Origin of the sequence: Ferrovibrio terrae (assembly GCF_943371255.1) — a bacterium.
Lineage (GTDB): Bacteria > Pseudomonadota > Alphaproteobacteria > Ferrovibrionales > Ferrovibrionaceae > Ferrovibrio > Ferrovibrio terrae_B.
Genome location: NZ_CALRUC010000128.1, coordinates 1 through 11,813 on the forward strand (window position 1 = coordinate 1; position 11,813 = coordinate 11,813).

Consider the following 11,813-nt stretch of genomic DNA (forward strand, 5'->3'; position numbering starts at 1 on the left):
CGCCGGCACCCTGCTGGCCGCGCTGGTGGTGTTCCAGAAAACCCGCACCGGCCGGGCGCTGCGTGCGGTGGCCGATGATCACCAGGCGGCGCAGTCGGTTGGCATTCCGCTCAACGTGATCTGGATCATCGTCTGGGCCATTGCCGGCCTGGTCGCACTGGTTGCCGGCATTATGTGGGGCTCCAAGCTGGGCGTGCAGCCGGCTATCGTCAGCCTGGCGCTGAAGGCGCTGCCGGTGCTGATCCTCGGCGGTTTCACCTCGATTCCCGGCGCCATCATCGGCGGGCTTATCATTGGCGCCGGCGAAAAGCTGGCCGAGGTCTATATCGGGCCGCTGTTCGGCGGCGGCATCGAGAACTGGTTTGCCTATGTGCTGGCGCTCGGTTTCCTGCTGATCCGGCCGCAGGGCCTGTTCGGCGAAAAACTCATCGAACGCGTGTAGCGCAAGCGAAGGATCACACACATGCTCTACCGCGAATCCGGCCAGTACAAGACCAGCTATCGCGACGACCAGGCGATCTTCACCATCCCGCAGGACCGCGTGTTCTTCGTGCTGCTGATGCTGGCCGCCTTCGTCGGCATCCCGCTGGTGGCGACCAACTATGTCTACACCGCGCTGTTGATCCCCTTCCTCTGCCTGGCCCTCGCCGCGCTGGGGCTTAACATCCTGACCGGCTATTGCGGCCAGCTGTCGCTGGGCACCGGCGCCTTCATGGGCGTCGGGGCCGTGGCGGCCTGGAACCTGGCCACCCGGGTGCCCGACCTGAACCTGCTGGTGGTATTTGCCCTGGCCGGCCTGGTCACTGCGGGGGTCGGCATGTTCTTCGGTCTGCCGTCGCTGCGTATCAAGGGCTTCTACCTCGCCGTGGCCACGCTGGCGGCGCAGTTCTTCCTGCCCTGGCTGTTCGTCAAATGGGGCTGGCTCACCAACCATGCCGCTTCTGGTGTGATCACGGTGCCGCCGCTCACCCTGCTCGGCTGGAGCATCGACACGCCGATGGAAAAGTATCTGTTCGCCCTTGGTGTCGTTTCAGTGCTTGCGCTTGCGGCCAAGAACATGATTCGCAGCAATCCGGGCCGCCAGTGGATGGCGATCCGCGACATGGACATCGCCGCCGAGATCATCGGTATCCGTCCGGTGGTGGCCAAGCTGACCGCCTTTGCGGTGTCGTCCTTCTACATCGGCATCGCCGGTGCGCTGTATCTCTTCGTTTATCTGGGTTCGGCCGAGCCTGATGGCTTCGGCATCAACCTGTCGTTCCAGGCGCTGTTCATGATTATCATCGGCGGTCTGGGCTCGATCCTCGGCAGTTTCCTCGGGGCTTTCTTCATCCTGCTGTTGCCCATTTTCCTGACCCGGGTGCCGCCGATGCTGGGTTTCGATCTGTCGACCGCCCTGGTCTCGCATCTGGAATTCATGGTGTTCGGCGCCCTGATCGTGTTCTTCCTGATCGTCGAACCGCATGGGCTGGCGCGGTTGTGGCAGATCACCAAGGAGAAGCTGCGGATCTGGCCGTTCCCCTATTGAGAAACGTGTAGCGCCGCGTCCGTGGCGTAAAAACCGAGTTTGTACTGTGTTTTTGGCATGCTAGGCTAACACCAATTCCCGCCGGATAAGGCGGGTACAACCGGGAGGAAAAAATGAAAGCATCCAAATGGATTGCGTCCCTTGTCGTGGGCGCAGCTCTGGCCGGCAGCGCCTTCGCTGCCCTGGCCCAGGAGCAGGTGATCCCGTCGATGGTCTACCGCACCGGCCCGTTCGCGCCGAGCGGCATTCCGGTCGCCGATGGCTTTGCCGACTATATCAACTTGATGAACGAGCGTGACGGCGGCCTGAACGGCGTCAAGCTGCGTAACGAAGAATGCGAAACCCAGTACAACACCGAGCGCGGCGTTGAATGCTACGAGCGCCTGAAGGCGCTGGGTGGCACCATCTTCAGCCCGTATTCCACCGGCATCACCTATGCCCTGATCGATCGCGCGCCGGTCGACAAGTCGGTGATCTTCTCGATGGGCTACGGCCGCGCCTCGGCCACCGTGGGCAACATCTTCCCCTGGGTGTTCACCGCACCGGCCACCTACTGGGGCGGCGCTTCTGCCGGCATCCAGTACATCGCCAAGGAAATGGGCGGCAAGGACAAGCTGAAGGGCAAGAAGATTGCCTATGTCTATATCGACATCGCCTATGGCAAGGAGCCGATCCCGGTCTTCCAGAACTACGCGCAGGAACTCGGCTTCCAGCTTGAGCTGGTGCCGGTGCCGGCGCCCGGCCTGGAGCAGAAGTCGATCTGGCTGCAAATCCGTCAGATGCGTCCGGACTACGTCTACCTGCAGGGCTGGGGCGCGATGAACGCCGTGTCGCTGAAGGAAGCTGCCGCGGTCGGTTTCGCGCGTGAGAAGATGATCGGTATCTGGTGGTCGAGCCAGGACAGCGACGTGCAGGCGGCGGGCCCGGCAGCCAAGGGCTACAAGGGCCTGACCTTCCACGGTGCGTCGAAGGATCTGCAGGTGCTCAAGGACATGAAGAAGTTCCTGGTCGACAAGGGCAAGGCCTCGCAGGGTGGCAAGCATTTCGGCGAGATCGGCTATCTGCGCGGCGCGATGAACGCCATGCTGACGGTTGAAGCCCTGCGTGCCGCCCAGGAGAAGCATGGCAAGGGCAAGGTGATGAACGGCGAGCAGTCGCGTGACGGCTTCGAGGCGATCAATCTCACCGATGCCAGCATCGAGAAGCTCGGCCTGAAGGGCTTCCTGCAGCCGCTGAAGCTCGCCTGCGACAACCATCTGGGCGACGGCAAGATCCAGGTGGTGCAGTGGCAGGGTGACCAGTGGAAGCCGGTCAGCGACTGGATTCTGCCGGAAAACCAGAAGCTGTGGCCGCTGTACCTGAAGGATGCCGACAGCTACGCACGTGAGAAGAACATCGCCTCCAGGGCCTGTGCACGGTCGTAAGCTTGTAAATAACCCCCGCCGGCCTCAACCGGCGGGGGTTTCTTTTTGTCAGCACCGGATATCCGCATGACCGCCCAGACGACCACTGCCACTTCCGTTGATGCCGGCACGGCCGCGCCGCTGCTTTCGGTCAACAATATCGAGGTGATCTACAATCACGTCATCCTCGTGCTCAAGGGCGTGTCACTGCAGCTGCCCAAGGGCGGCATCGTGGCTCTGCTGGGCGCCAACGGCGCCGGCAAGACCACAACCCTGAAGGCGATTTCAAACCTGCTGCGTGCCGAGCGTGGCGATATCACCAAGGGCCATATCGATTATCACGGCGAGCGCGTCGACCAGCTCAATGCGTCTGCCCTGGTCAAGAAGGGCCTGATCCAGGTGATGGAAGGCCGGCATTGCTTCGGCCATCTCACCATCGAGGAAAACCTGCTCACTGGCGCCTATACCCGCACCGACGGCAACAAGGCGATCGAGCAGCATCTGGAAATGGTCTACTCCTATTTCCCGCGCCTGAAGGTGCGACGCAAATCCCAGGCCGGCTACACCTCGGGCGGTGAGCAGCAGATGACGGCGATCGGCCGTGCGCTGATGAGCAAGCCCGATACGATCCTGCTGGACGAGCCCTCGATGGGCCTGGCGCCGCAGCTGGTGGAGGAGATCTTCGAGATCGTCCACAAGCTCAACAAGGAAACCGGCGTCAGCTTCCTGATCGCCGAGCAGAATACCAACATGGCGCTGCGCTATGCCGATTACGGCTACATTCTGGAGAATGGGCGCATCGTCATGGATGGCCCGGCCGAAAAGCTGCGCGAGAATTCCGACGTGAAGGAATTCTATCTCGGCCTCGGTTCGGGCGGCCGCATGAGCTTCCGCGACACCAAGCATTACCGCCGCCGCAAACGCTGGCTGGCCTGATCCGTTATTCGAGGAGAGTCCCGTGGCGAAGAAAGCCGTGAAGAAGGCTGTCAAAAAGACTGCCAAAAAGGCCGTGAAGACAGTCGCCAGGGCGGACGAGTATTTCGACAGGCGCGAAACCCGCAAGCCGGCCGTACGCCTGAAGGCGCAGATTGCCGCGCTGCAGGCCGTGATTGCGCATGCGAAAAAGGCGAGCCCGTATTACCGTGAGATTCTCAAGGATGTGAAGCTGGCGAAGATCACCTCGCTGGCAGCCCTTGCCGCCCTGCCGGTAACGCGCAAATCCGATCTGGCGCCGCGCCAGAAGGCGATGCCGCCGTTTGGCGGGCTCGATGCCGGCAAGCCATCCGAGATCGCGAATTATTTCCAGTCGCCCGGGCCGCTCTATGAAGCTTATGCGCGCCCCACGGCGAAGCAGCCCGATCCCTGGCGCTTTGCCCGCGCCATGTGGGCGGCGGGCTGCCGGCCGGGCAATCTGGTGCATAATGCCTTTTCCTACCATCTCACTCCGGCCGGCCGTCTCACCGAAGGTTCGGCCTTTGCCATTGGCTGTCCGGTGTTTCCTGCCGGCATCGGCAATACCGAATTGCAGCTCGATGCCATCGCCCAGCTGCAGCCGCGCGTCTATTGCGGCACACCGTCTTTCCTCAAGATTCTGCTGGAGAAGGGCCGCGAACTGGGCAAGTCGACGGCCTCGCTGAAAAAGGGCCTGGTCGGTGCAGAGGCGCTGCCGCCATCCTTGCGCGCTGAACTGAAGGCGCTGGGTGTCGCGGTGCTGCAATCCTATGGCACCGCCGATCTCGGGCTCGTCGCATATGAATCCTCCGCACTGGAGGGCATGATCCTGGACGAGGATGTGATCGTCGAGATCGTGCGACCGGGCACCGGCGATCCGGTGGCGCCGGGTGAGGTAGGCGAGGTGGTGGTCACCGTGCTGGCCAATCCGGTCTATCCGATGATCCGTTTCGCCACCGGCGATCTCTCGGCCGTGCTGCCGGGCATCAGCCCCTGTGGCCGCACCAACACCCGCATCAAGGGCTGGATGGGGCGCGCCGACCAGACCACGAAGGTGAAGGGCATGTTCGTCACGCCGGGCCAGATTGCCCAGGTGGTGGCGCGCCACCCCGAAGTCGCCAAGGCCCGGCTTGAGGTCAGTTCGGAAAACAACCTCGATGTCATGGTGCTGAAGGTGGAGGGCAGGGCGGCCAACGCCGCCAAGGTTGCCGAAAGCCTGCAGGCCGTGTGCAAGCTGCGTGGCCGGGTCGAGATCGTTGCCCCGGGCAGCCTGCCGAATGACGGCAAGGTGATCGCCGATCTCCGCACCTACCAGTAAGTCCCTGAAGCGGTTAAACTCCGCCGCATCATGGCGTTGGCGGTCGAAGGGCTCGCCTGCATCCGCGGCGAGCGCCAGCTTTTTCGCGATCTGACTTTTCGTCTCGCTGCCGGCGAGGCGCTGCTTCTGCATGGCCCGAACGGCAGCGGCAAATCCAGCCTGCTGCGCCTGCTCGCCGGCTTCCTGCCGGCCGCCGATGGCCGCGTGCTGTGGGATGCGGTGCCGATTTCGGCGGATGCCGATGCACATCGCGCCCGGCTGCTCTATCTCGGCCATCAGGATGCTGTGAAGCCGCAGCTGACCGCCACGGAAAATCTCGCCTTTTTCGCCCGCCTGCAGGGTGTTCCGGCGCTGGAGGCCGAACAGCAGGCCGCACAGGCGCTGGAGGCCGCCGGATTGGCACGCCAGCGCCACCTGCCGGCACGCTATCTCTCGGCCGGCCAGAAGCATCGCGTGGCACTCGCCCGCCTGCTGCTCACGCCGGCGCTGCTGTGGCTGCTCGATGAGCCGACCAATGCGCTCGACAGCAACGCGGTCGAATGGCTCGGCACGATCCTGCAGACGCATCGCGCGCGCGGCGGCCTGGTCATCCTCGCCAGCCATGTTGCCGTGCCGCTGCCCGCGGCGCGGCAACTTGCGCTGCCCGAGGGCCTGCTCCTGTGAACGCCTTCCTCGCCATTGTCGGTCGTGACCTTCGCCTGGGCTTTGGTGCCCAGGGCGCCATGCTCACCACTGTGCTGTTCTTCGTGCTGGCGGTCAGCCTGTTTCCGCTCGGCGTCGGACCCGAGCCGCAGATTCTGGCGCGCATCGCCGCCGGCGTGATCTGGGTGGCGGCGCTGCTGGCGGCCATGCTGTCGCTCGACCGCCTGTTCCAGACTGACCAGGAGGACGGCACGCTCGATCTGCTGGCACAGGCCCCGCTGCCGCTGGGACTGGTGGCGCTGGCCAAGACGCTGGCGCACTGGCTCACCACGGGTTTGCCGCTCAGCCTGATCGCGCCGCTGTTGGCCCTGCTGCTGCAGATGGAGGTTGAATCCATTCCGGTGCTGTTGCTGGCGCTGCTGCTCGGCACGCCGAGTTTGAGCCTGATCGGTGCCATCGGCGCGGCGCTGACGCTGGGAGCCAGGCGCGGCGCCGTGCTGGTGCCGCTGCTGACCTTGCCGCTGGTGATTCCGGTGCTGATTTTCGGCGTCGGTGCCGTGGAAGCCGCCAGTTATGGCCTCACGGCCACGCCGCATCTGCTGTTGCTGGGCGCCTTCCTGGCCGGTGCCCTGGCGCTCAGCCCCTTTGCCATTGCCGGTGCCATCAAGCTGGCCCTGGAATAACCCGCAGCCTATATACTCAGTCCATGTTCCACGCCCTCGCCAATCCCACCCGCTTCCTGCGCCTGATGGCGGTGATCCGCCCCTGGGCCGGCGGGCTTGCATTGCTCGGCCTGCTGGTCGGGCTGGGCTGGGGCCTGCTCTATGCGCCGCCCGACTACCAGCAGGGCAACACGGCGCGCATCATGTATATCCACGTGCCGGCCGCCTGGATGGCCATGTTCATCTATGGCGCCATGGCGGTGGCATCCGGCGTCACCCTGATCTGGCGCCATCCGGTGGCCGAGCTGACGGCCAAGGCTTCCGCGCCGATCGGCGCGGCCTTCACGCTAATTTGTTTGCTGACCGGATCGCTCTGGGGCAAGCCGATGTGGGGCACCTGGTGGGTCTGGGATGCCCGTCTCACCTCGATGCTGATCCTGTTCTTCATCTACCTTGGCTATATCGCCCTGTGGGAGGCCTTCGACGATCCCGCCCGTGCCGGTCGCGCTGCCGCGATCCTGGCGCTGGTTGGCGTCGTAAATCTGCCGATCATCAAGTTTTCCGTCGACTGGTGGAACACGCTGCACCAGCCGGCCAGCGTGCTGACCCTGGCGGGGCCGAAAATCCACCCCGACATCCTCTGGCCGTTGCTGATCACTGCATTGGGGGCCAAGGCCTATTATGTCTGGCTGCTTAGTCTGCGGGTGCGGGCGGAAATCCTCAGCCGCCAGGCCCGGATCATGCGCTTCAGCGCCGCGACCGATCGCCGCGCCGGCTAGCCGCCGGGGGCGGAAGGCAGTATTTTCCGCAGGTCTGGCCGCAGGGGCCAGAAGAAACAAAGGGTTATCCCGTGTACTGGGCTTCGCTGGGCGACTTTTTCGCCATGGGTGGTCACGCCGCCTATATCTGGCCGGCCTTTGCTGCGGCGCTGGCGGTGCTGGCGGGTTTGGCGCTGTACAGCCGCGCCAGCCTGAAGGCGGCCGAGCGCGCCTATGCCCAGGCCCGTCAGGATGCCGGCCGCTCGGGAGATCAGGCGTGACGCGGAAACAGAAACGCCTGATGGCCGTGCTTGGTCTGGTCGGCGGCCTTGGTGTCGCTGCCGCCCTGGTGCTCAGCGCCTTCAATGAAAATCTCGTCTTCTTCCATTCGCCGTCTGATGTGGTGGAAAAGCAGTTGCCGGCTGACAAGCGCTTCCGTATCGGCGGCCTGGTCGAGCAGGGCAGCGTGAAGAAGGACGGCCTCAATACCGATTTCACCGTCACCGATCTGCGCAACAGCGTCACCGTGCGCTACACCGGTATCCTGCCGGACCTGTTCCGCGAAGGGCAGGGCGTGGTGGCGAATGGCAGGCTGGATGCGCAGGGCCGCTTCATCGCCTCCGAAGTGCTGGCCAAGCATGACGAGCAGTATATGCCGCCTGAAGTGGCCGAGGCGCTGAAGAAGTCCGGCCAGTGGAATGACGGTCAGGGCCACAAGCCGGGCCAGACGCCAGAGCGCAAGCCCGGCTCATGATCCCAGAACTTGGTCATATCGCGCTGATCCTGGCGCTGTGCTTCGCCCTTGTTCAGGGCGTGCTGCCCCTTGCAGGGGCTGCGCGTGGCATTCCGGGCTGGATCGCGCTGGCGCCGCAGGCTGCCATGGGACAGGTGTTGCTGGTGGCTTTTGCCTTCGGCTGCATGACCTATGCCTATGTGACTTCGGATTTCTCGGTGCTGAATGTGGCCGAGAATTCCCACACCCTGAAGCCGATGCTCTACAAGGTCAGCGGCGTCTGGGGCAATCACGAAGGCTCGCTGCTGCTGTGGATCCTGATCCTCACCATCTTCGGCGCTGCCGTGGCCCTGTTCGGCCGCAATCTGCCGGCGACGCTGAAAGCCCGTGTGCTGGCAATCCAGGGCCTGATCGGCGTCGGCTTCTTAAGCTTCATCCTCTTCACCTCCAATCCCTTCGCGCGCCTGCTGCCGGCGCCGCTCGAAGGCCGCGGTCTCAACCCGCTGCTGCAGGATCCCGGCCTCGCGTTTCATCCGCCGTTTCTCTATCTCGGCTATGTCGGTTTCTCGGTGGCGTTTTCCTTTGCCGTTGCCGCATTGATCGAGGGCCGCGTCGATCCGGCCTGGGCGCGCTGGGTGCGGCCCTGGACATTGGCCGCCTGGTGCTTCCTCACCATCGGCATCGCCATGGGCTCCTGGTGGGCCTATTACGAACTCGGCTGGGGCGGCTGGTGGTTCTGGGATCCGGTCGAGAATGCTTCTTTCATGCCCTGGCTCGCCGGCACGGCGCTGCTGCATTCCGCCGTGGTGGTGGAAAAGCGCGACACGCTGAAAAGCTGGACCGTTCTGCTGGCCATCCTAACCTTCTCGCTCAGCCTGCTCGGCACCTTCCTGGTGCGTTCCGGCGTCATCAATTCTGTGCATGCTTTCGCCACTGATCCGACGCGCGGCGTGTTCATCCTGATCTTCCTCGCCGTGGTGGTCGGCGGCAGCCTGGCGCTCTATGCCTTCCGTGCTCCGGCGCTGCAGGGTGTCGGTGTCTTCGCGCCCTTGAGCCGTGAAGGCGCCCTGATCCTCAACAACCTGCTGCTCGCGGTGGCCTGCGCTGCCGTGCTGCTCGGCACGCTCTATCCGCTGGCGCTGGATGCCATCAACGGCACCAAGGTGTCGGTCGGGCCGCAGTATTTCAACGCCGTCTTCGTGCCGCTGATGGCACCTTTGATAGCCGCGGTCGCCATCGGACCTTTGCTGGCCTGGAAGCGCGGCGATCTGGCGGCTGCCCTGCGCCGCCTGCTGCCGGCCGCGGTTGCCGTCATCCTCGCGCTTGCCATCGGCCTGTGGCTGCATAACGAGCGCGGCTTCATGGCGCTGCTCGGCCTTGGGCTTGCTGCCTGGCTTGGCCTTGGTGCGCTCTGCGAACTGGCGCTGCGCGTGAAGCTGTTTGCCGCGCCGCTGGCTGACTCGCTGCAGCGCGCGCGTTTCCTGCCGCGTGCCGCCTGGGGCATGACGGTGGCACATCTGGGCGTCGCGTTGCTGGTGCTCGGCATCACCGTGTCGGAAACCTGGCAGGTCGAAGTGCAGCAGGTGATGAAGCCGGGCGAGATCGTGCAGGTCGGTCCGGTGCAGTATCGCTTCCAGGGCGTGACGCCGGTCAAGGGCCCGAATTACACCGCCCTGCAGGGCCGCTTCGAGGTGATTGAAGACGGTGCTGTGGTGCGCGAGATGCGGCCGGCGCAGCGCCGCTACCAGCAGCCGCCGATGGAAACCACCGAGGCGGCGATCCGACCGTCGGTCTGGGCCGATCTCTATGCCGTGGTGGGCGAGGGCGATGCCGAACGCGGCTGGGTCGTGCGGCTCTACTGGAAACCGCTGGTGTCCTGGATCTGGTTGGGCGCGCTGGTGATGGCTTTTGGCGGCTTCCTGTCGCTCAGCGACCGCCGCCTGCGCGTCGGTGCACCAGCCGCGCGCCGCACTGCAGCCGCAGCGGCGGCAGAGTAAGCATCCATGCGTCTGACCTATATTCTCCCGCTCATTCTGTTTGTGCTCATTGGCCTCGGCCTTGCCGTTGGTCTCACGCTCAATCCACGCGAGATTCCCTCCGCCCTGATCGGCAAGCCGGTGCCGGAATTCGCGCTTGCGCCTGTGCAGGGCCGCGCGCAGGGCCTGTCGACCGCCGATCTCAAGACCGGCCAGGCCAGCGTGGTGAATGTGTTTGCTTCCTGGTGCGTGCCCTGCCGGGTCGAGCATCCGCTGCTGATGGCGCTGAAGCGCGACAACCTCGTGCCGATCCACGGCCTGAACTACAAGGATGATCCGGCCGATGTCGCGAAATGGCTGGACCAGCTTGGCGATCCTTTCAGCCGCACCGGCGCCGACCGCAATGGCCGCGTCGGCATCGACTGGGGCGTCTATGGCGTGCCGGAGACCTTCGTGGTCGATGGTGCCGGGCAAATCGTGTGCAAGCATGTCGGTCCGCTGATGGAATGGGATCTGGACAACAAGATCCGCCCGCTGCTGCGTGATCTGGCCGCCGGCCGAGCGAGCAAGGTGAAATGCTGAGGCCGCTGCTCATCCTGCTGCTGCTGGCGATGCCGGTTGCCGCCCAGCAACTGGAAGATCGCCTCGCCGATCCGGCGCAGGAACTGCGGGCACGCGAGTTGTCACGCGAACTGCGCTGCCTGGTCTGCCAGAACCAGTCGATCGAGGACTCCAATGCGCCACTGGCCCGCGATCTGCGCCGCATCGTGCGCGAACGCGTGGCGCTGGGCGAGAGCGACCAGACAGTGCTGAACTATCTGGTCGACCGCTACGGCGAATGGGTTCTGCTCAAGCCGCGTTTCAACGCCCAGACCCTGCTGCTCTGGCTCGGGCCGCCGCTGCTGCTGCTGATCGGCGGCGGTGTTCTGTTCGCACTGTATCGCCGGCAACGTTCGGCGATGGTGCCGGCGGCGGTGGCCCTGAATGCGGATGAGCAGCGCCGGCTGGCGGACCTGCTGGATGACCGGGAGCCGCGCCCATGATCTGGCTCGGCTTCACCCTGCTGGCCCTGCTGGCGCTCGGCTTCCTGCTCTGGCCGCTGCTGCGCACGCAACGCCAGGCGGCGGGTCGCAAGGCGCATGACGTCACCGTGTACAAGGCGCAGCTGACCGAGATCGCGGAAGAACTGGCACGTGGCAGTCTGACCGAGGCCGAGGCCAATGCCGCAAGGCTGGAAATCCAGCGCCGCCTGCTGCGCGCCGATGCCGCCGTGGATGGTGCGGCCCCACAGATGTCGCGCAACACCGCCCTGGCCGGCGCCGTGGCCGTGCTGCTGCTGGTGCCGGTGCTGGGCGGCGGCCTCTATCTGGCGCTTGGCCGGCCCGAGGCAGCACAGATTGATCTCGCGCAGGCACAGCAGCGTGCCGCCGAGGATGCCAGGCTGCGCGCCGATACCGAGCGGTTGATCGCGCAACTGCGTGATCGGCTTGCCGCCGATCCGAACCGTGCCGATGGCTGGCTGCTGCTTGGTCGGTCGCTGCTGGCGCTGGATCGACCGGTCGAAGCCGTGGCGGCTTTCGACCGCATGGTCGCCCTTCAGCCCGATGATGTGGAGGGCTATGCCTTCCGCGCCGAGGCCCTGACCCTGGCGGCCGATGGCGCCGTGACGCCGCCGGCGCAGCGCGATTTCCGCGCCGTGCTGGAGCGCGAGCCGCAGCATCCCGGCGCGCGCTATTATCTCGGCCTCGCCCGCCTGCAGGAAGGTGACACGCGCGGCGCCTATGACGACTGGTATGGGCTGGCGGCGGAGTCGCCGGCCGATGCGCCCTGGCTCGATCTGGT

Annotated in this window: 13 protein-coding genes and 1 pseudogene; all 14 read left to right on the forward strand. The window is 65.0% G+C overall.

All coding sequences use genetic code 11. The annotated features are described in order from the left end of the window. A pseudogene (locus AAG799_RS19825) lies at positions 1-442 on the forward strand (branched-chain amino acid ABC transporter permease); the annotation flags it as partial. A gap of 21 nt (positions 443-463) precedes the next feature. Beyond that, positions 464-1,528 carry a branched-chain amino acid ABC transporter permease gene (locus AAG799_RS19830; RefSeq protein ID WP_341898595.1) on the forward strand — a complete coding sequence of 355 codons (1,065 nt, stop codon included), beginning with the start codon at positions 464-466 and terminating at the stop codon, positions 1,526-1,528. A gap of 113 nt (positions 1,529-1,641) precedes the next feature. Next, positions 1,642-2,952, forward strand: coding sequence for an ABC transporter substrate-binding protein (locus AAG799_RS19835; RefSeq protein ID WP_341898596.1), 1,311 nt, complete (start codon positions 1,642-1,644; stop codon positions 2,950-2,952). A gap of 66 nt (positions 2,953-3,018) precedes the next feature. Continuing rightward, positions 3,019-3,867: an ABC transporter ATP-binding protein gene (locus AAG799_RS19840; RefSeq protein WP_341898598.1), complete on the forward strand. Its 849-nt coding sequence runs from the start codon at positions 3,019-3,021 to the stop codon at positions 3,865-3,867. 22 nt (positions 3,868-3,889) lie between these two features. Next, on the forward strand, positions 3,890-5,200 hold the full coding sequence (locus tag AAG799_RS19845; protein WP_341898599.1) for an AMP-binding protein: 1,311 nt from the start codon (positions 3,890-3,892) through the stop codon (positions 5,198-5,200). A 30-nt stretch (positions 5,201-5,230) separates the two neighbouring features. Beyond that, entirely contained in the window at positions 5,231-5,863 is a 633-nt protein-coding gene (ccmA, locus tag AAG799_RS19850) for a cytochrome c biogenesis heme-transporting ATPase CcmA (protein ID WP_341898602.1), read from the forward strand. Further along, positions 5,860-6,525, forward strand: a complete 666-nt coding sequence (ccmB, locus tag AAG799_RS19855) for a heme exporter protein CcmB (protein WP_341898603.1) — start codon at positions 5,860-5,862, stop codon at positions 6,523-6,525. Before ccmA ends, ccmB begins: the two co-directional genes overlap by 4 nt. A gap of 23 nt (positions 6,526-6,548) precedes the next feature. Beyond that, on the forward strand, positions 6,549-7,283 hold the full coding sequence (locus AAG799_RS19860; protein ID WP_341898604.1) for a heme ABC transporter permease: 735 nt from the start codon (positions 6,549-6,551) through the stop codon (positions 7,281-7,283). Positions 7,284-7,354: 71 nt separating this feature from the next. Continuing rightward, the gene (ccmD, locus tag AAG799_RS19865) at positions 7,355-7,543 is read left to right on the forward strand and encodes a heme exporter protein CcmD (RefSeq protein WP_341898605.1); all 189 of its coding nucleotides are present in this window, start codon (positions 7,355-7,357) and stop codon (positions 7,541-7,543) included. Then, positions 7,540-8,016, forward strand: coding sequence for a cytochrome c maturation protein CcmE (gene ccmE, locus AAG799_RS19870; RefSeq protein WP_341898606.1), 477 nt, complete (start codon positions 7,540-7,542; stop codon positions 8,014-8,016). Before ccmD ends, ccmE begins: the two co-directional genes overlap by 4 nt. Beyond that, the gene (locus tag AAG799_RS19875; RefSeq protein WP_341898607.1) at positions 8,013-9,992 is read left to right on the forward strand and encodes a heme lyase CcmF/NrfE family subunit; all 1,980 of its coding nucleotides are present in this window, start codon (positions 8,013-8,015) and stop codon (positions 9,990-9,992) included. The genes ccmE and AAG799_RS19875 overlap by 4 nt, the downstream gene beginning before the upstream one ends. 6 nt (positions 9,993-9,998) lie before the next feature. Next, complete coding sequence (locus tag AAG799_RS19880; RefSeq protein WP_341898608.1) at positions 9,999-10,553, forward strand: DsbE family thiol:disulfide interchange protein; 555 nt, start codon at positions 9,999-10,001, stop codon at positions 10,551-10,553. Next, entirely contained in the window at positions 10,547-11,014 is a 468-nt protein-coding gene (locus AAG799_RS19885) for a cytochrome c-type biogenesis protein (protein WP_341898610.1), read from the forward strand. The genes AAG799_RS19880 and AAG799_RS19885 overlap by 7 nt, the downstream gene beginning before the upstream one ends. Then, the coding region (gene ccmI, locus AAG799_RS19890) for a c-type cytochrome biogenesis protein CcmI (protein ID WP_341898612.1) at positions 11,011-11,813 on the forward strand (803 nt) is incomplete at its 3' end. The genes AAG799_RS19885 and ccmI, both read left to right, overlap by 4 nt.